This is a genomic window from Nocardia puris (assembly GCF_003315035.1).
GTDB classification, from domain to species: domain Bacteria; phylum Actinomycetota; class Actinomycetes; order Mycobacteriales; family Mycobacteriaceae; genus Nocardia; species Nocardia puris.
The window spans coordinates 71348-91842 of the sequence record NZ_QNRE01000010.1 but is presented as its reverse complement, the minus strand read 5'-3'; the positions used below and the strand labels follow the sequence as shown (position 1 = coordinate 91842).

Annotated in this window: 11 protein-coding genes; 10 read left to right on the top strand and 1 reads right to left on the bottom strand. The window is 71.5% G+C overall.

Going from position 1 to position 20495, the window contains the following annotated elements; genetic code table 11:
• Window positions 1-110: 110 nt before the first annotated feature.
• Entirely contained in the window at window positions 111-1196 is a 1086-nt protein-coding gene (locus DFR74_RS22995) for an epoxide hydrolase family protein (RefSeq protein WP_067511813.1), read from the bottom strand.
• An 89-nt stretch (window positions 1197-1285) separates the two neighbouring features.
• On the opposite strand from DFR74_RS22995, the gene DFR74_RS22990 reads away from it, so the two are divergent.
• From DFR74_RS22990 to DFR74_RS22945, 10 genes are all read left to right on the top strand, one after another.
• A complete protein-coding gene (locus DFR74_RS22990) occupies window positions 1286-1933 on the top strand; it encodes a TetR/AcrR family transcriptional regulator (protein ID WP_067511811.1) in 648 nt (215 codons plus the stop codon).
• A gap of 287 nt (window positions 1934-2220) precedes the next feature.
• Window positions 2221-2628 (top strand): VOC family protein, encoded by a 408-nt coding sequence (locus tag DFR74_RS22985; protein ID WP_067511809.1) that lies wholly within the window; start codon window positions 2221-2223, stop codon window positions 2626-2628.
• A 70-nt stretch (window positions 2629-2698) separates the two neighbouring features.
• The gene (locus DFR74_RS22980) at window positions 2699-4156 is read left to right on the top strand and encodes a carotenoid oxygenase family protein (protein WP_067511807.1); all 1458 of its coding nucleotides are present in this window, start codon (window positions 2699-2701) and stop codon (window positions 4154-4156) included.
• A 379-nt stretch (window positions 4157-4535) separates the two neighbouring features.
• A complete protein-coding gene (locus DFR74_RS22975; protein WP_113975255.1) occupies window positions 4536-10655 on the top strand; it encodes a type I polyketide synthase in 6120 nt (2039 codons plus the stop codon).
• Window positions 10645-15519 carry a hypothetical protein gene (locus tag DFR74_RS22970; protein WP_147265885.1) on the top strand — a complete coding sequence of 1625 codons (4875 nt, stop codon included), beginning with the start codon at window positions 10645-10647 and terminating at the stop codon, window positions 15517-15519. Before DFR74_RS22975 ends, DFR74_RS22970 begins: the two co-directional genes overlap by 11 nt.
• Window positions 15516-17129, top strand: a complete 1614-nt coding sequence (locus DFR74_RS22965) for a PfaD family polyunsaturated fatty acid/polyketide biosynthesis protein (protein WP_067511435.1) — start codon at window positions 15516-15518, stop codon at window positions 17127-17129. Before DFR74_RS22970 ends, DFR74_RS22965 begins: the two co-directional genes overlap by 4 nt.
• Window positions 17126-17986 (top strand): alpha/beta fold hydrolase, encoded by an 861-nt coding sequence (locus tag DFR74_RS22960; RefSeq protein ID WP_233444457.1) that lies wholly within the window; start codon window positions 17126-17128, stop codon window positions 17984-17986. Before DFR74_RS22965 ends, DFR74_RS22960 begins: the two co-directional genes overlap by 4 nt.
• 15 nt (window positions 17987-18001) lie before the next feature.
• The gene (locus tag DFR74_RS22955) at window positions 18002-18802 is read left to right on the top strand and encodes a class I SAM-dependent methyltransferase (protein WP_067511433.1); all 801 of its coding nucleotides are present in this window, start codon (window positions 18002-18004) and stop codon (window positions 18800-18802) included.
• Entirely contained in the window at window positions 18799-19602 is an 804-nt protein-coding gene (locus DFR74_RS22950) for a hypothetical protein (RefSeq protein WP_067511432.1), read from the top strand. The genes DFR74_RS22955 and DFR74_RS22950 overlap by 4 nt, the downstream gene beginning before the upstream one ends.
• Before the next feature lie 16 nt (window positions 19603-19618).
• Window positions 19619-20482 carry a class I SAM-dependent methyltransferase gene (locus tag DFR74_RS22945; protein ID WP_067511431.1) on the top strand — a complete coding sequence of 288 codons (864 nt, stop codon included), beginning with the start codon at window positions 19619-19621 and terminating at the stop codon, window positions 20480-20482.
• Window positions 20483-20495: the final 13 nt, after the last annotated feature.

The window sequence follows — 20495 nt, the reverse complement described above, 5'->3', positions numbered from 1 at the left end:
GTGCTCCCTGTCCGGGCTGGTGAAAGCCCCTGTGTTCTCGGTGAATCCAGTACAACAGCGCCAGGTGAGACGATCCATGGCCACGCGTCTCCAAGACATAAGCGAGTGTCTCAGCGGTAGCGGTCGAAGAAGTCGGCGATCTCCCGCGCCATCAGCTCGGGCGCGGCGTGGTGCAGGTAGTGGGAGTGCACGTCGTGGGTCCGCCAGGACACTACGTTCGCGTGATCGCGCTCGGCGAAGCGGCGGATGCCGTGGAAGTCGCCGTTCGAGCCCGAGAGGCCCAGCGGCACCGTGGTCGGCTCGGTGGGGTGCGGCGCGTTCTTGTCCTCGAAATAGCGCCGGGTGGCCGAGCCCGCGGTGCCGGTGAACCACTGGATGGCGATATTGGTGAGCACGAACTCGTCGTCGAGGTCGGGGCCGAGCAGCTGCGCGTGCCAGCCGACGAGGCCGGCCGGCGAGTCCGCCAGCGCGTGGGCCAGGGTCTGCGGCTGCTGGGACTGCAGGATGTTGAAGCCCATCTTGTTCTCCGCGAACCAGGTCAGTGTCTCGAGTGCGCGCTGCTCGTCCTCGGTGAGGTCGGCCAGCTCGGCGGGATCGCCGCTCGGGAACGAGTAGACCTGCGAAACCTGCACGGCCACCACGTTTTCCGGCGCGACGCGGCCCATCTCGGGAGCGACCATCGCGCCACCGTCGTTGCCCACCGCGCCGTAGCGGGTGTAGCCGAGGCGCGCCATCAATTCGGTGAAAGCACGCGCGATCCGGGCGCTGTGCCAGCCGGATTCCGTGGTGGGGCCGGAGAATCCGACGCCGGGCACCGAGGGGATCACCAGATCGAAGCCCGCCGCGGTGAGCGGGGCGACGAGTGCGCGGAACTCCACGAAGGTGCCCGGCCACCCGTGCACCAGGATCAGCGGAAAAGCGTTGTCGCGCTCGGACTTCACGTGCGCGAAGTGGATCGTCTGTCCGTCGATCTCGGTGGTGAACTGCGGCAGGGTGTTGAGATCGCGCTCCACCGCGCGCCAGTCGAACCCGTCGCGCCACAGCTGCGCCAGGTGCCGGACCCGGTCGGTGCTCACGCCGTACTCGTCGCCGGAGCCGGGGATCTGGTCGGCCCAGCGGGTGCGGGCCAGGCGGTCGCGCAGCTCGTCCAGCTCGGCCTGCGGGACGTCGATGCGGAAGGGGGTGATGGCGGTCATGACGACTCCTCGTTTTGAAACGGAATGTTCTGTTCTGTTTGAACAGTAGCAGAACGGATCATTCCGTTTCAAGTGCTATCCTCGAATTCATGCCGAAGACATCCGACGCCCCAGCTCGCAAGGGTCTGCCGGGCCGCAAAGCGCAGGCCGCGCGCAACGACGGGCTCATCCTCGAGGCCGCGCGGGCGGTGTTCCTCGCCGATCCGGGCGCCCCCATCGCCGCCGTCGCCGAACGCGCCGGCGTCGGGATCAGCGCACTGTACCGGCGCTACCCCAGCAAGGAAGTGCTGCTGCGCACGCTCTGCTACGAGGGCTTACACCGCTACAACGCGGAAGCCGATGCGGCGCTGGAGGATTCGGACGGCTGGCGCGGGCTGGTCGGCTTCCTCGAGCGAGTCGTGGACGCCGACGTGCATTCGCTCACCGTGCACCTGGCGGGCACGTTCACCCCGGACGACGAGATCGTGCCCGCCGTGACGCACGCCGCCGAGGTCACCGGCGAACTCGTCCGCCGCGCCCACGCCACCGGCCGGCTGCGGCCCGAGGTCAACGCCCAAGACCTCGGGTTGCTCCTGGAGGCGTGCTCGGCCATCGTCCTGCCCGACGCCGAGCGCACCGCGCAACTGCGTCGGCGCACCCTCGCCCTGCTCGTCGCGGGCCTGGCCGCCGAGGGGGACCTGCCCGGCCCCCCGCCCGAAGCGGGGGAGTTCGCCTGGCGCTGGAAACCGCGCACCTGAGCGCTGGGAGGTTCGGGCGGTTTCGCCGGGGGCGGCGGCACTGAGCGCGGGGAGGTTCGGGCGCGCGTGGTTCCGGCGGGGGCGACGGCGCGGGGCGGTGTGAGGTGCGGAGCTCATGCGGTCGCGTTGTCGGGCTACCGTCTCGGCCACGCCATGCGCGCGGTGTGCCAGCCGATCGTGGTCAGGTGGGCCGGTGGGCGCTACGTTCGACAATGTCTGCGCGAACGCGTCCGGCGTGCCGTGTCCGCTGGTAGGAACGGACCCATCCTCACGTGAAAGGGCAGACCATGAACTGGACGCTCGAGGTCGTGATCGTGCCGGTAACCGATATCGACCGCGCCAAGGACTTCTACGCGCGGTTGCTCGGCTTCACCGTCGACCACGACACGGTGATCGACGAGAACACCCGGATCGTGCAGCTCACGCCCCCGGGCTCGGGATGCTCGATCGTGATCGGCAAGGGGGCGGTGCCGGATATGCCGCCGGGCTCCCTCAAGGGCCTGCAACTGGTCGTCCCCGACATCCACCTGGCGCGCGCGGAACTGCTCGAGCGCGGCCTCGACATCGGCGAGGTCCAGGTGCTCGGCGAGAACCCCCGCCCGGTGCCCGACCCCCTCGACAACGTCGGCTTCCTCTTCTTCGCCGACCCCGACGGCAACGAGTGGGCCATCCAGCAGATCTCCAGCCGGGGGTGAGGGACGCCGCGCGCCGGTGGCGAATCGGAAAACTGCGGCGCTCCCGGCTGATTCGTGTGATGGTTCAACGGTGGGAAATCGATTCCTCGAAGGCGTTTTCGCTCCCGTCCGCCGCGAACACACGCTGACCGAGCTGACGGTCACCGGCACGATTCCCGGTCATCTGGACGGCAGATACCTGCGCAACGGCCCCAATCCGATCGGGGAGATCGACCCCGAGCGCTACCACTGGTTCGTCGGCGACGGCATGGTGCACGGCATACGGATCCGCGACGGCAAGGCCGAGTGGTACCGCAATCGCTGGGTGCGCGGCCCGGCCACGGCGGCGGCGCTCGGCGAGGGCGCCGACGGCGGCGGCGCGGTCACCGGAATCGGTGCCAACACCAACGTCATCGGGCACGCCGGCAAGACGCTGGCACTCGTCGAGGGCGGCGTGGCGAACTACGAACTCACCGATGAGCTGGACACGGTCGGCGTCTGCGACTTCGGCGGCACGCTGAGCCGCGGGTACGCCGCCCACCCCAAGCGCGACCCGGACACCGGCGAACTGCACGCCGTGACGTACTCCTTCGATCGCGGTAACACGGTGCGGTATTCCGTGGTGGGCGTCGACGGGCGAGCGCGGCGCAAGGTGGCGATCGAGGTGGGCGGCAGCCCGATGATGCACGACTTCGCGCTGACCGAGAACTACGTCGTGTTCTTCGATCTGCCGGTCACGTTCGACGCGCGCCGGGCCGTCGAGATGGCCGTCGCGCCGGCCCTGCGCGGGCCGGCGCGGATGCTGCTGTCGGCCGCGGTGGGCCGCGTCCGCATCCCGGACGCGTTCGCCGCCCGGCGCCCGACGCGGCGCGGCGACCATCGGTTCCCGTACCGCTGGAATCCCCGCTACCCGGCAAGGGTGGGCGTCATGCCGCGCGAGGGCGTGAGCGCCGATGTGCGGTGGTTCGAGGTCGAGCCCTGCTACGTCTTCCACACGATGAACGCCTTCGAGGCCGGTGACACCTTGGTGCTCGATGTCGTCCGGTACCCGAGGATGTTCGACGCCGGCCAAGCGGGCCCCGACGGGTCGCCGACCCTGGACCGGTGGATCGTGGACCTAGCCCGGGGCGCGGTGCGCGAATCGCGGTCCGACGACCGGGTGCAGGAGTTCCCCCGGGTCGACGAGCGGCGCCTCGGGAAGCGCCACCGGTACGGGTACACGGTGGCCGAGAGCGCCGAACCGGCCGACACCTCGATGCTGTTCAAACACGATCTGGCGCGCGGCGGCGCGGACGTCAAGACGTTCGGCACGGGAAAGCATCTGGGGGAGTTCGTATTTCACCCGAATTCGCCGGACGCCGCCGAGGACGACGGCGTGCTGATGGGGTTGGTCTACGACTTCGCCACCGATACCAGCGCCTTGGCGATCCTGGATGCGAGCTCCCTGGAAGAACTCGCGAGGGTGCATCTGCCGCACCGGATTCCGGCCGGATTCCATGGCAACTGGGTCCCCGCGAATGGCGGGTCTGTCACCCCGCCTCCTATGTGATAGCAAATCAGTAATACTGTTCGGATATTTTAATGATCAAGATCACTTACGTGCGAAATTTGTGAACTGAACCACTTGCGGACCCCATCGCGTTGTGACAGCATCTAAGTGCTTGCAACTGAAGGTGAAATTCCTGACGGCGGCTGTCGAAGGTGGGGAGAATCAATGTATGAACGAGCGCTTGGGCGACATCTTTTCCGTGCGTTGACATCTGGCGCGAGCTGACCCAGGACTCTCCTCGCGGAGAGTTCTTCTTGTCGAAATCCTGACGGCACGGCGGGCGATTCGCCGTGCCCTGGGAAGGTTGACTGCCGAATGGGCAGCCGACCGATGCCCACATGTTCTACCGACTTGTTCGAAGCGAATCCTTGGATGCCGTATGAGTGAATCTGAATCCGAAGCGCGCACGTTCGATACGCCGGGTGCTCCCAGCGATGTGCCCATCGCCGTGATCGGTCTCGGTGCGCTGTTCCCCAAAGCGGAGCGGCTGGCCGATTACTGGGCCAATATCGTATCCGGCGAGGATTGCATAACGGATGTTCCTGCCGATCACTGGCGCATCGAGGACTTCTATCATCCGGACCCGCGAGCCGAGGACCGTACGTATTCCAAGCGTGGCGGATTCATCCCGACGATTCCGTTCGACCCGATGGAATTCGGCATCCCTCCGAAGACGGTCGAGGCCACCAGCGGTCTGCAGCTGCTGAGCCTGCTGGTGGCCAAGCAGACGCTGGCCGATGCGGGGATTCCCGACGCGGGCTGGTTCGACCCCGCCCGGTCCGGCGTGGTGCTCGGGACCGCGGGTGCGAGTCCGCTCGCCCGCGACATGATCCTGCGCATGCAGGCGCCGATGCTGATCGAGGTGCTGCGCAGCAGCGGCCTGAGCGAGGACGAAGCCGAGGCCATCGCGGAAAAATACAAGACGGCGTTCGCGCCCTGGCAGGAGAACACCTTCCCGGGCATCCTGGGAAATGTCGTCGCCGGGCGTATCGCGAACCGATTCAATTTCGGCGCACTGAATTGCACGACCGACGCGGCCTGTGCCAGCTCGCTGGCCGCGATCAATCTCGCGATCTCCGAGCTGGCGCTCGGGCGGGCCGATTTCATGCTGGCCGGCGGTTGCGATCTGGAGAACAGCCCGATCATGTATCTGTGTTTCTCCAAGACGCCGGCGTTGTCCGCGGGAGGCACGATCAAACCTTTCGACGAGCGTAACGACGGCACGCTCATCGGTCAGGGTATCGGAATGCTCGGATTGAAAAGGCTCGCCGATGCCGAACGCGACGGCGACCGCGTGTACGCCGTTGTCAAAGGAATGGGTTCGTCCAGCGACGGCCGGTTCAAGAGTATTTACGCGCCGCGCCTGGAAGGCCAGGTCGACGCCATGGAGCGGGCCTATCGGGCGGCCGGCGTCGCACCGGAGACGGTGCGCCTCATCGAATGTCACGGAACCGGAACACCGATCGGCGACATGGTCGAGGTCGGTGCCCTGAAGGAGTTGTACAGCGGCCGGGAAATAGACCGGCAGAGCATCGCGATCGGCACCGTGAAATCGCAGATCGGCCATACGAAATGCGCGGCGGGCGCGGCGGGCATCATCAAAGCGATTCTGGCGCTGCATCACAAGGTGCTGCCGCCCACGATCAACGTCGTCACGCCGAACAAACAGATGGGGTTCGACGACTCGCCGTTCTATCCCAACACCAAGGCAAGGCCCTGGCTGGTCGATCCGCGTGTCGGCGTGCGGCGCGCGGGCGTGTCCGCGTTCGGGTTCGGCGGCACCAACTTCCACTGCGTGCTCGAGGAGGCGCCGCGGGCCGACCGCAACGACACGCGCGGATGGCGCCGGTTCGTCGTGCACCTGTGGCACGCCGAGACTCCCGAGGAACTGGTGGTGGCGCTGGACCGCGAACCGGTGCGGCCCATGGCCGACGATCCCGTGCCCGGCGACCACGCCAGGGCGGCGATCGTCGCCCCGCACGGCGCGGAACTGGCGCCGTTGCGCCAGGCGCTGATCGAGCACATCGGCACCGACGGGTACGCCGAATTGCCCGACGGCGTGTGCTACGAACCGCGGGCGCGCGAGACCGGAAAGATCGCGGGCCTGTTCGCCGGACAGGGCAGTCAGTACACGGATATGGGCGCGGCGGCGGCCATGGCGTTCCCCGCGGTCCGCGCCGCGCTGGACGCCGCCGCGGCCCGGTTCCCCGGTGGGGAGTTCCACGGAACCGTCTACCCGCCTTCGGCTTTCGACCCCGCAACGCAGGCCGCGCAGCAATCCCGGCTGCGGGCTACCGATTTCGCCCAGCCCGCCATCGGCGCGCTCGCCCAAGGGCAGTTCGACCAGCTGCGGTCGCTGGGACTGAGCATCGACGGGGCGCTCGGCCACAGTTTCGGTGAACTGACCGCGCTGTGGGCGGCGGGCAGCATCGATGCCGAGGAGTTCGGCGCGCTGGCCCGCGCCCGTGGCCGGGCCATGGCGGAATGCGGGACCGCCGAAGGGGATTCCGGTGCCATGGCGGCGGTGAACGCGTCCGCCGATCGCGTCGGCGAAGTGCTGGCCGAACACCCGGACGTCCAGATCTGCAATGTGAACGCGCCGAAGCAGGTGGTGGTCGGGGGACCGACCGCGGCCGTCGAGGCGTTCGTCGGGGCCTGCGGAGAGGCCGGGATCGGCGCGCGTCCGCTCCCGGTGGCGGCGGCGTTCCACACCCCGCTCGTGGCGCCCGCCGTCTCGGCGTTCGCCGACGCGGTGGCCGGGGTGACGATCGGCGAGCCCGGCTTTCCGGTGTACGCCGACACCGCGGGTGCCTCCTACGGCGCCGATCCGGCGGCGAACGCCGAGGTGCTCACCGAGCAGATCGTGCGGCCGGTGGCGTTCGCGGATCGCCTCGCCGAGATGCACCGGGACGGCTTCCGGGTGTTCGTCGAGTTCGGCCCGAAGTCGGTGCTGTCGGGGATGGTCCGCGACTGCCTCGGCGATGACGCGATCGCCCTCGCGGTGGACGGCGGCCCCGGCGGGGACGGTGAGTTCGCCCTGTTGAGCGCGGCCGCGCGGCTGACGGTGCTCGGCGTGCCGCTGGCCGGGCTGAACCGGGGCGTCGACCTCGGCACGGGCGAGCCGGAGCGGTCGCTGAGCCCGGCGACCGTGTGGCTCAACGGCGCCGAGTACGTGCCCGAACACCGCCGCACGGCGTACCGGGACGCATTGACCAACGGCTATCGGATCGAAAGGTCGACAACTTCGATGAACACCGACGACGTTCAGCAGCCGCACCCGGCGCAGGCCGAACCGGTCGCCCACCACGCGGCGAACGGCCATGCCGGCAACGGGCACGCGGGCTCGATCTGGGATATCGCGGCCCAGCACCTGAACATGCACCGCGAGTACCTGTCCAACCAGCTCTCGGTCGCCGAACGGATCAGCGATCTGCTGACCCACGAGGCGGGCAACGGCGCGCGCAGCGAAGTCATCGGCGGTATCGACGCCATCGCCCGGCACTCGCAGGCGATCAGCGAGGGGCACGTGCACGCCAGCGACGTGCTGCGCAGTTTCGCCGAACTCGAATCCGGTTCGGGGGTGCGCACACCCGCGCGGCCGCGTCCCGGTGACTTCGACGGCCGGGTCCTCGGCGGCGACGGCGGGCGCCTGGAGCCGTTCGCCCCGCCGCGCGCGCTGACCGCACCGCCCGCGACCCCGCCGCCCGCGACCCCGCCCGCCGCACCGGAGCCCGCGCCCGCCGCGCCGGTGGCGCCGCAGGCCGCGCCCGAACCGGCCGCGGTGAACGGTAGCGCGCCCGCCGAGGTGCCCGCCGCCGCGGAGATCCCGACCGATCCCGTGGTGATCGGGGAGATGCTGATCGAGGTCATCGCCGACAAGACCGGCTATCCGCCGGACATGCTCGAACTCGGCATGAACATGGAGGCCGACCTGGGCATCGACTCGATCAAGCGCGTCGAGATCCTCAGCTCGGTCCAGGAACGCTACCCCGACATCACGCCGCCGGAGCCGGAGAAGCTGTTCGCGCTGGCCACCCTCCAGGATGTCGTCGACTTCATCGCCGAGATGGCGCGCGGCGGGCAGCCCGCCGAGGCGATCGAGGTGCCCGCCGAGGTGATGTCCGACCCAAAAGCTGACGGCGGGCAGGAGGTGGTGCGGCGGATCGTCGCGACTACCTCGCTGCCCGCGGCCGACGCCCTCGTCGACGCCTACCGGGAGCACCCCGTCGCGGTGGTGGCCGGAGCCCGCACGGCACTGGCCGACGCGCTCGTGGCCACGCTGACCGAGCGCGGGTGGACGGTCGCCCGTGCCGGCGCGGAGGTCGCCGAGGACGCCCAGGTGGACCTGGCGCTGTGGGTGATGCCCGAGGACGGCGATCCGGCCGATGCCGAACGGGGACTGGTCGACGCCGCGATGTTCGGCGCGTGGTTCCTGCGCGCCGCCCCCGAAGCCGGTGAACGCCGACGCGCCTTCCTCACCGTCACCCGGGTGGACGGTGCCCTCGGGATGCGCGATCCGAGCGCGGCGGGCGCGGTGGCCGCGGGCGTGACGGGGCTGGTCAAGACGATCGGCTTCGAAGCGCCCCACCTGTTCGCGCGCGCGGTCGACGTGGCACCGGACCTCGACGAGGCGCCGGCGTGCGCCGCGCTGGTCGCCGAGCTGACCGACAGCGATCACGCGCTGCTGGAGGTCGGTATCGACGCCGAGCGGACCCGTCGCACCGTGACCGCGTCGGCGGCCGAACCGGCGCTCGCCGATCCGGCGCCGGAGTCGGTCGCGCTCGGCGCCGACGACGTCGTGGTGTTCACCGGCGGCGGCCGCGGTGTGACCGCTGCCTGCGCCCGTGCCCTGGCCGAGCTGTCGGCCGTCGAGGTGGTGCTGCTCGGGCGTACCGAACAGGCCGACGATCCCGGGTGGGCGGATGGCGTGGCCGACGGCGATCTGCGGGCGGCGCTGGTGCGAGAGCTGAAGTCGCGGGACGAGCCGGTGCGTCTGCGCGAGGTCGACGCGCGGGTGCGCGAACTCGTCGCGCAGCGGGAGATCCGGGCGACCCTGGCCGCGCTGCGGGAGGTGGCCGAGCGCGCCCACTACCTCTCCGTCGATGTGCGCGACGCCGACGCCGTCGCGCGGGCGCTGGACCCGTTCGCGGGCCGGATCGCCGGTGTCGTGCACGGCGCGGGCGTGCTCATGGACAAGCACCTCGTGGACAAGCCCGCCGAGGACGTGCGCGCGGTGCTGGCCCCCAAGCTCGGCGGGATCGAGGCGGTCCTGGCCGCGGTCGATCCGGCCCGGCTGCGGCACCTGGTGCTGTTCACGTCGGTGGCGGGCTTCTACGGCAACGCGGGCCAGGCCGACTACGCGATGGCCAACGAGGCCCTGTGCCGCCTCGGGATCCGCTACGCCGCCGACCATCCGGACACCGCCGTGACGGCGGTGAACTGGGGGCCGTGGGAGGGCGGGATGGTCCGCCCGGAACTGGCGAAGCTGTTCCGCGACCGCGGGGTGGCGATGATTCCGGTGGCGGTGGGCGCCCGGTGCTGTGCCGAACTGTTCGCGCGCACGCCCGGGGCCGACGTGGTGCACCTGGTGGGTCCGCCGGAACACGCGGTCCGCAGGCCGCGCGTCGACCTGCTCGGCGCGGGCCGGGTGGTGCGCAGGCAGATGGCCGAGCTGTACCGCAGCCCGGTGCTGGCCGATCATCAGCTCGCGGGCCACGTGGTGGTTCCGGCGTCGTACGCGGCGGGCGGGATGCTCAACGCGGTGGCCCAGGTGTGCGGGGTGTGGCCGCGCTCGTGGCGCAACTACTCGGTGCTCAAGGGCGTCATCGTCGATGGCAGCGAGCCGGAGGTACTCGAACTGGACATCCGGCGCGGCGCGGACGGCGCCGTCGGCGTGGTGGCCAGGGAGGAGTCCGGCCGGCCGCGCTACCGGCTCACCGTGCTCGATCCGCGCGAACCGGTCGAGCGGCCCGCGCCGCGCGCGCTGCCGCCGTTCGGCAGCGGTGAACCGGTGACCGTCTACCGGGACGGCACCATGTTCCACGGACCGGCGTTCCGGGGGCTGCGCCGCATCCTGCGCGAGACCGAGACCGAGATCGTGCTGGAATGCCTTGTCCCCGAACCTGTTCGGCGCGAACCGTATTTCGAGACCGACATCTTCGATCCGGTGCTGTCGGATGTGGCGTTGCAGGTGGTCGGCACCTGGGTCCGGCGCAAGCTCGGGATGAGCTGCCTGCCGTCGGAGGTCAAGTGGGTCGACATGTTCGGGCGCATCCCGTTCGACGAGCCGTTCGTGGTGTTCGGTCACGACTTCGTCCGCAAGTCGGCCAACACGATCGAGGTCAGCATCACCGTCTGCGATGCGACGGGCGCGGTGATGTGCGTCGTCGGCCGGCTGGTGGCGATCGCGAGCGAAGCGCTCAACGAGGTGTTCGCCGGCGGCCCGATGCCGGGTGCGGACGGCGACGCGGCGGCGCGGGAGACCTCCGATGTCCGATGAGCGAACCGTAGGCATCGCGTTGTCGGTCGTCGCCTACGGTTCGGGCGCGACCGCGGCGGAGGCCGTCCGCCGGGCCGTCGGCCGCCTGCGGGGACCCGCGACGGAGCGGGTGGCGGTGCTCGCGGCCGATCCGGAGCGGGCCGGGGAACTCTGGTCGGAACTCGCCGTGTTGGCCGGCTCGCCGCGACGCGGGCCGGTCGAGGCGGTATCCGCCTCGGCCTCCGGCGTGCCCGAGCTGGTGCGCGCGGCCGAGTTGACGGCGGCGGGCGCGGCCGACGCGGTGCTGGTCGTGGGCAGCGGCCACGACGCGCCCGCCGGTGCGCTGCTGCTGGTGGCCTCCGGTGACGCGACGGGCTACCGGGAGTTCGCGCGGGTCGAGGGCGCCGCGGTGTCGGCGGCCGGCGCGGGCGCCGCGGTCCGTTCCGCGCTGGCGGTTCCGGAGCGGCCCGAGGCCCTGGTCGAGCACCTTCGCTTCGCGGGTGTGCTCGACGGCCTCGCCGAACAGGTCGACGATGTGCGCACGGCGTTGCGCGAGTACGCCGACGCCGGCGAGTTGTCGTGCGTGGCGGGCTGGTCGGCGCGGACCGGGCTGGGCGCGGTGCTCGGGCTGGTCCACGACATCTACACCGCGACGCTCCCCGCGACGCCGGACGAGATCGCCGGCGCGGTATCGGGCGGCGCCCCGGTGTGCGTGAGCGTCACCCGGCAGCCGTGGGTGCGCCGACGCCGCGACGGACGGCGCACCGGCATGCTGTGCGTGCCCGAAAGTGCCGGGGGCGCGGGCGCTCTCGTGCTGTCGAACGAACTCGGCTCCGGCTACGACACACCTATCGATTGGATCGATAACGGCGGGCCCGCGCTGATCGTGCTGGACGGCGACGACGGTCCGGCCCTGCTCGCCGGCGTGGCGGGCGTGCGGTCCGATCTCGCGCGCGGCCTCGACCCGTTCGCGATCGCGCGTCGCGCGGCGGCCGTGACCGGGTCCGGCCGGTTGCGCGCCGTCCTGGTGGCCACCGACGCCGACGGCCTGCGGCGCGAACTCGATTCGGCCGAAAAACATCTCGCGGACGCGGTGCGGGAGGAGCGGTCGTGGGCGACCCCGGGCGGCAGCTTCTGCACGGGCCGCCCGCTCGGGCCGGACGGCAAGGTCGCCTTCGTCTACCCCGGCACCTTCGCCATGCACCCGGGCGCCGAAGCCGGACTATTCCGCCTGTTTCCCGGGCTGCTCGCCGGCGTGGAGAGCTTCGAGAGCAGGCCGTTCGACGCGCTCGCGATCGCCGACAGCTACCTGCGCGCCCCGCACCGACCCACGCCCGACGAGGTGGCCGCGCACGCGACGGCCCTGCGCTCCGACGTCGGATTCATCTCCTCGGCCGGCGTGTACTTCGGACTGCTCAGCACACCGATGCTCAAAGACCTGCTCGGCATCGTGCCCGACGGCGGATTCGGCTACAGCATGGGCGAGATCTGCATGCTCTGGGGCCTGGGCGTGTGGGCGCAGAGCGAGGAGATCGGGCTCGGCGTCCGCCGCTCGCCGATCTTCACCGACGAGTTGTTCGGCCGCCGGTCGGTGGTGCGCCGCGCCTGGGACCTCGACGCGTCGGTCCCCGACGATCAGGTCTGGCTGACCGTGGTCGTGGTGGCCCCGGTGACCGAGGTCCGGGCCGTGGTCGAGCGCTACGACCGGGTGTTCATCACCCACGTCGACATGGCCGACGAGGTCGTCCTCGCCGGCGATCCCGCGCAGTGCCGCGCCGTGCTGCGGGAGCTGGGCGCGCCGTCGGTGCCGCTGCCGGGCGGCGGTCCGGTCCTGCACGTGCCGCTGGTCGAGCGGGCGGGTGCGAGCGTGCGCGCGCTCACCGAGCACGACCTGTCGGGCCGCGCCGAGCTGCCGGAGCTGTTCTTCGCGACGCGCCCGGACGTGGACCTGCGCGATGCCGCGGCGGTGGCGGGCGTCGTCGAGGAGCTGTGCCGCTCGGAGGTCGACTTCGCGGCGCTGTGCGCGCGGGTCCACGACGCGGGCTACCGGTACTTCATCGAGGTCGGGCCCGGATCGGACGGCACGCGGTGGATCGGGCGGAATCTGGCCGAGCGCCCGCACGTTGCGGTGAGCATCGACCAGCGCGGCGGCGCGCTGGCGATGTCGCTGGCGCGCGCCCTGGCCCGGCTGATCAGCGCGGGACTCGAGGTCGATCTGAGCAGGTTGTTCGGCGCGCCGGAAAGCACGGCCGAGGAGACGGAGGCGGAGATGACGGGTCGGCAACCGGTCGGGGCGGCCGACGGCCCCGCCGCCGCGCCCGCGCCGCGGGGCGGTGCCGGAGACGACGACTGGGATGTCATCCGGATCGAAGAACCACTGCTGTGGGAGGCGGGCGATCCGCCACCGCCCGAGCCGGTTCGCGCGCCGGAACCGGTTGCGCCCGAGCCGATCCCGGACCGGCGTCCGATCCCCGCGGCGAACGGCCACGCCCCCGCGGCGAACGGGCGGGCCGACGCGGCCGCCCACCTGGCCGGTCTCGGGCTGCGCGGGGTCGCCACATCGGCCGCATGGGTGGCGCAGGCCCATATCGCGGCATTGCAGGCGCAGTCGGCGTTTCAGACGCTGCTGCTGACCCGCCTGGAACACCAGGCCGGCCTGGACCACGGAGAACCCGACGCGCCGGCCGCGGGGCTTCGAATCGTCGGCGATTCCACCACCGGCGACACCAGAACGGTGCTCGCCGAACTGGACTCGCCATGGGACGAGAGCTGGGTGCTCGGCGGCCGCGTGGTCGCCGCGGCGTTCGTGCGCGCCGTCGATGAGGTGCTCGCCCTCGCCGCGCCGTTCGGCCCCGATCGTGCGGTTCGGACACCGCGGCTGAGCTGGGTGCACCGCGATCGGACACCCGTGGCGGGCGCGCCGATCCGGTTGCGGCTGGACCTGACTCGCGATCCGGCCGACGCGGCCACCCTGCGGTGCATCGGCCGGTTCACCTCCGCGACGACCGTGCTGGCCGACGTCACCGACGGCGTCGTCGCCGCGACCGACCACCGGAGCCCGGCGCCCGCGCCGGTCGAACCGCGTGCGCTGTCGCGGCGCGCTTTGCGCCGCAAGGGATTCAAGCCCATCGAGGACAGCGGGCGCACCGGCTTGGCGGCCGCGGATCTGGAGCGGCTGGCGCGGGGCCGGATGGTGGAGGTGTTCGGTCCGCGCTGGGATCAGCGCAGACCGGGCGGCAACTCCCGGATCGCGGCCGCGCCACCGGGCGCGCAGCTGCTGGCCGAGGTCACCGAGATCGACAGTCGCGGTGGCGAATTCCGCTTCGGCTCAGCCACCGCCCTGCTGCGCCCGGACGCGGCGGAGCGGTGTGGGTGGCGCGACCATCCGGCGGCGTCGCTGGTCGAGGCGGCCTCCCAACTGGTCCGGGTGTACGCGATCGGGCTCGGTCTGCCGCTCGTGTTCGCCGACGCCGAATTGCTGCCCGCCCGCGACATGGCGGCGACGCTGCGCTGCGGCCCCGTCCCGGATCCCGGTGCCCAGACGCTGCGCTACGAACTAGAGGTCGTCGAGATCGCCATGGTGCCGCGCCCGGCAGTGATCGCGAACGTGCACGTCTACGCGGGCGAGGCCCTGGTGGCGACCGTCGAGACCCTCGGCATCGAGGTGCGCGAGGTCCCCGGTTCCGATTACCGTCCCGAACTGCGCGACGGCGAGTCGGTCTTCCTCGGCCGGTACGGCACGCGCGGAGAGGTGGCCTGGCTCAACGAATTCCACCTCGCGCACATGGAGAGCGGCGATCTGTCGGTGGCGATGGGCCAGGTCGTCGACGGCTACCGGGGCAAGACCCGGCTGCACCTGCCCAACAGCGAGTTCCGGCTGGTCGACCGCATCGTCGACTTCACGCTGGCCGATGCGAAGCTGCGCGGCGGGTCGCTGGTCACCGAGTACGACGCGGCGAGGCAGTGCTGGTACTTCCACGACAATTCGTTCGACGGCATCCCGGGATCGATCGTCATGGAGTCGACGTTGCAGGCCGCCGCGGTGACCGGGTCCTGCATGGGCACGATGACGGTGATGCCGCTGGACCAGAAGCTCTCGGTCCGCAACCTAGACGGCACGGCCACCTTCCTGGCCGATATCGACGTGCGCGGCCGTACCTGGCGCCAGCACACGCAGTTGCTCTCGACCACGCACGTGGTCGGTCAGGTGCTGCAGCGATTCCGCTACACGCTGGAGGTGGACGGTGTCCCGTACTACGAGGGCACCTCGCTGTTCGGGTACTTCACCGACCAGGCGCTGGCCTCCCAGGTCGGCCTGGACGGCGGCAAAGAGGTCGGCTGCCGCCTCGACGAGCAGGCTCCTGGCCCGGACGTCGAGGTCGCCGAACTCGACCTGACCGGGCAGCGGGAGTGGCTGCCGGACAACGGCCTTCGCCTCGGCGAGGGGCACTTCGGGCTGCTGGACCGGGTCTGGGTGGTGCGCGACGGCGGCCGCAACGGGCTTGGCTACCTGAAGGGGACCCGCCGCATCGACCCCGACGACTGGTACTTCGACTGCCACTTCCACGGCGATCCGGTGATGCCGGGCTCGCTCGGGGTCGAGGCCGCCATGCAGGGGTTGCAGACCTACGTGATCGCCGCCGGACTGGCCGACGACCTGGGTGAGGTCCGCTTCGCCGTCCCCACCGGGATCCCGTTCACCTGGAGCTATCGCGGGCAGATCCTGCGGCACGAGGAGCGGATGGACGTCGAACTCGACGTCACCGAGGTCCGCAGGACCGAGACCGGGCTGGTGGTCGTCGCCGACGCCAGTGTCTTCAAACCCGGCATGCGGATCTACGAATTCTCCGGCCTCGCGGTCGAAGTGCGGGAGGTGCGGTCATGACGGTGGCGCAGCGGATCGGATCCGCGCCCGCGGCGCCCGGCGCGGGTCCGGTGGTGCGGACCGACCTGGCGGGGATGCGCGCGGTGCTCGCGCGGCTCGACTCGCCCTGTCACGTCGTGTCCGACGACGGGCGGCTCGGCGTGAGCACGACCGTCCCGCCCGCACCGGCGCGGGTGCTGGCGACCGTCCCGCCGTGTCCGCCGGATCGCTTGGGCGCCAGTTCCTTCCGGCGCGAACACGGTGTGGATCTGGCATACCTGGCGGGGGCGATGGCGCACGGCATCGCCTCGGTGCCGCTGGTGCGGGCGATGGCGCGGGCCGGTCTGCTGGCCTCGTTCGGCTCCGGCGGACTACCGCTGGAGACGATCGACCGCCGGGTGGGCGAGCTGCGCGAGTCCGTTCCCGACCGCCCGTTCCTGGTCAATCTGCTGCATTCGCCACACGATTCGCGGTTGGAGTTCGGCACGGTGGAACTGCTGGCCCGCCACGGTGTGCGCGCCGTGGAGGCTTCGGCCTTCCTGGACATCACGCCCGCCCTGGTGTGGTGGCGGTTGAGCGGATTGACGCGCCACGGCGGGCGCGCGGTGACCGGGCACCGGCTGATGGCGAAGGTGTCCCGGTTCGAGGTCGGGTCCCGGTTCCTGGCACCGGCGCCCGAGCCGATGGTCGCCGACCTGGTGGCGCGCGGTCTGCTCACCGCCGAGCAGGCCGAGCTGGGCCGCACGGTGCCGATGGCCGACGACATCACGGTCGAGGCCGATTCCGGCGGGCACACCGACGGCCGGTCGCTGACCGCACTGCTGCCGCAGTTCGCGCAGGAGCGGGAAGCCGCGCGCGGACGCTGGGCACCGGCGGGCGCGGTGCGGCTCGGTGTGGCGGGCGGACTCGGCACGCCCGCCGCCGTGGCGGCGGCATTCGCGCTGGGCGCCGACTACGTGGTCACCGGCTCGGTCAACCAGGCGTGCGTGGAGGCCGACGTCTCCGACACGGCCAAGGCGATGCTGGTGGCGGCGGGTGCGGCCGACACCGCCATGGCGCCCTCGGCCGATATGTTCGAGATGGGATCCCAGGTTCAGGTGCTGCGCAAGGGCACGATGTTCGCCCAGCGGGCCCAGCGCCTGCGGCAGCTGTACGACAGGTACGGCGGCCTCGACGAACTCACGGCCGACGATCGGATGTGGCTCGAGCGGCGGGTGCTGCGGATGACCCTCGACGAGGCGTGGGCGCGGGTGTGTGAGTACCTGCGCCGCGCCCAGCCGGATCTCGCGCCCGAGAGCCTCGATCCGCGCCGCCGGATGGCGATGGTGTTCCGGTGGTACCTGGGCCTGTCCTCGCGGTGGGCGCAGGAAGGCCGGGCCGACCGGACCGTCGACTACCAGCTGTGGGCGGGCCCGGCGCTAGGCGCGTTCAACGACTGGGCCGCGGAGTCGGTGCTGTCGGACCTCGGGCGTCGCACGGTCACCGAGGTGGCCGCCAACCTGATGGTGGGCGCCGCGTATTCCCTTCGGGTGCACCAACTGCGGGTCCTCGGCGTGCGGATGCCGCCCGCGGTGGAACTGTTCCGGCCCGTTCCCGACTGCGCCGCGTACGCGCGACAGCTCCTCCGGTGAGGCGGTGGACGGTGGAGAAGATCTGGGCGACGGCCCCGGACGGCGGCACCGCTCCGGTGCGCTGCGTGCCGCCGCGCGGCGGCACCGGCACCGGTCCACCGCCCGTCGTGGTGGTGGTGCCCGGACTCGGTGTCGCCGCGGGGTACTACGAACTCTTCGCGCGTGCCCTCGCCGCGAAGGGTCTGGCCGCGGCGGTCTGCGAGGTGCGTGGTCAGGGTGAAAGCCGTTGCTGTGGTGACCGATACGGCTACCGCACGATTGTCGAGGACGATCTGCCCGCGGTGCTGGCGGCGGTGCGGGAACGGTTCGGCGGCGGGCCGCGCTACTTGCTGGGGCACAGCATCGGTGGCCAGCTGGCGACGCTGTACGGGGCCGCGGGCGGTCGCGGCCTCGACGGGTTGATCCTGGTCGCCTCCGGCACGAACTATCACCGCGTCCACGGCCGGGGCATGTCGGCGATCCTGTTGCTCGGCGCGCTCGCGGGCGGTGCCGGGCCGTCGGGGCGGGCTGATCCGTTCGGTGCGTTCGCCGCGCATTCCCGCCGGTTCCACCGGGATTGGGCGCACGTGGTGCGCACCGGGCGATTCGAGCCGCACGGCGCGACGGTCGACTACGAGGCGCTGATCGCCCGGATGACCGTGCCGGTGCTGGCGATCCGGCAGCACGCGGACCGGCTCGCGCCGCACCGCTCGGTAGAACATCTGCTCGCCAAGATGCGCGCGGCCCGGGTGACCCGGTGGACGGCGCCGACCGAAGGGCACAACGCGTGGATCGTCGACCCGCGCGCCACCACCGACCGGATCCATCGGTGGATCACCGAATCGCGTGCGGGCCGGGCGATTCCCGCGGTCCGGTGACCGGAAGGAGAGAACATGTCAACGGCGGTGACGCTCACCGGAGTGCCCGAGACCATGCTGTGGACCCTGCACGGCCGGGCGGGTGAGGACGGACAAGCGAATCCCGTTCTGCACGACCCGGACTGCGTGCGCATCTACAAGTCCATCGACTACGACTACCACCGCAGCTTCGGTCCGCCGGACCGCGGCCTGGCGGTGCGCGCCGCCGCGTTCGACGACGCGCTGCGCCCGTGGCTGCGCGATCATCCCGGCGGCACCGTGATCGAACTGGCCGCCGGCCTCGAGACCCAGATGCTCCGGTGCGACGACGGCCTGGTGCGCTGGCTCGCGGTGGACGTGCCGGACGCGGTCGCCGTCCGCGAGCGCTTCCTGCCGTCCACGCCGCGACATCGCTGCCTGCCGGTCAGCGCCCTGGACCGGGCGTGGTTCGACGAAGTCGACGCCGCGCGTGGGGTTTTCGTGAGCGCCCAGGGCCTGTTCATGTACTTCAGCGAATCGGAGGTGCGGGCGCTGTGCGCGCGGATCCTGGACCGGTTCCCCGGCGCGACACTGGTGTTCGACGTGGTGCCGCGCTGGTTCTCCCGCAAGACCCAGGAAGGCCACGCGCTCACCGAGTACTACACGACGCCGCGCATGCCGTGGGGTGTGGACTGCGGCGAAGTGGGTCCGCTGGTGCGCAGTTGGAGCGCGCGGATCACCGGTGTCTCCGTGCTGGCGTACGGTCCGTCGCGCGGTGTGGTGCCCGCCGCGACGCTCGACCGCATGCCGATGTTGCGCGACCTGTTGCCCAGCATCGTCCGGGTGGGTTCGGCATGAACGCCGCACCGGACGACACGGCGCGCGGGGACGGCGTGGCGCGCCCCGCGCTCGCCCATCTGGCGCGCACCCTCGGCGCACCGGGCGACCCCCTCGAATTCCTCGCCGAGGTACCGGATCCGGACCTGCGGGAGTTCCGGGTGCGCATCGCCGACGAACTGCGCCGCGATTCGGGCGAGGTGATCGCGGCGCTGGCTTCGGCGTCGTCGATCCTGCCGACCGGCCTCATGGCCAAAGTCGCGCGGCGCACCGGCAATCCGGTGTTCGTGGCCTGCCTTGCGGCCGCGATCGAGCCGGCGCGGGCGGCGAAGGTGGCGGCGGGTCTGCCGCCCGCGTTCCTGGCGGAGGTGGCCGCCGAACTCGAGCCCCGCGACGCCGGGGCGATCGTCGGCCGCCTGCCCGCCCGAGTGCTCGCGGAGGTCGCGCGGGAGCTGGCGCGGCGGCAGGATTGGGTGAGTCTGGGCGGACTCGTCGGCGAGCTGCCCGAGGCGGCGGTGCGGGCCGCCATCGCCGAACTGAGCGATCGGGCGCTGATCGGCGCCGCGGCGATGGTCGAGTCGGGACAGGACCTCGCCACGGTGATCGGCGCGGCGCCGGTGGCGCGGGTGCCGGGCCTGCTGGCCGCGGTCGCCGAGGCGGACCTGTGGGACGAGTTCGACGCGCTGGCGCCGCACCTGCCCGCCGAGCACCGGGCCGTCGCCGAGCGCGCGGCGCGCGAACTCGGCGAGGCGGTGGCCGGCCGGTTCCACGCCGCGGTGGCCGCGGGCGCGCCGGCCGGTGTCCCCGAGAGCGACGAGTGAGGAGCGACAACGAGTTATGAGTACGGACAAGATCGCGGTGGGGCTCGACGGCGTTCCCGAGACCCTGCTGTGGCCCCTGTACGGCCGCGCGGCCGAAGCCAGGCGGCGCGACGGAGTGCTGCGCGACGCGCGGGCGGTCGCGGTCGCCGATCGCGTCGACTATCCGTTCGAGGAGCGATTCGGGCGGCCGAGCGCGGCGTTCGCGCTGCGCGCGCGCTGCTTCGACAAGTACGTCGAGGACTTTCTGGCGCGGCATCCGGAAGGAACCGTGGTGTCGCTGGGCGAAGGGCTGGAAACCCAGTTCTGGCGGGTGGACAACGGTACGGCGCGGTGGTTGACGGTGGATCTGCCGGAGACGATCGAGGTGCGCCGCAAGCTGCTGCCCGACGGACAGCGCCGCCGCAGCCTGGCGTGCTCGGCGCTGGATCTGCGCTGGATGGACGAGGTGGCCACCGAGAACGGTGTGTGCGTCGTGGCGCAGGGCCTGTTCATGTACTTCGACCGTGCCGAAGTCGACCGGCTGATCGGCGCGTGCGCCGACCGCTTTCCCGGCGCCACACTGATTTTCGACACGATGCCCGCGTGGCTGACGGGCGGCTCGTGGTTGCGCACCTTGATGATGCGGGGCAACCGCACCCGAGGTGACGGCGAATACCGCCTGCCCGAGATGGCGTGGGGCACCCGGTTCGGTGAACTCGAGCGGCTGCGCGCGCTGCATCCGCGCATCGCCGCGGCCCGGGACATCGGCTTCCCGCCCGGACGCGGGCTGGTGTTCGGCTATCTCAACCCGTTCCTCGGAGCGCTGCCGGTGGTCCGGGAGTTCCGGCCGCGCAACTTCCTGCTGACCATCGCGCCCGAGCCGGACGCACAGCGCACCTGAGCGAAAGAAATAT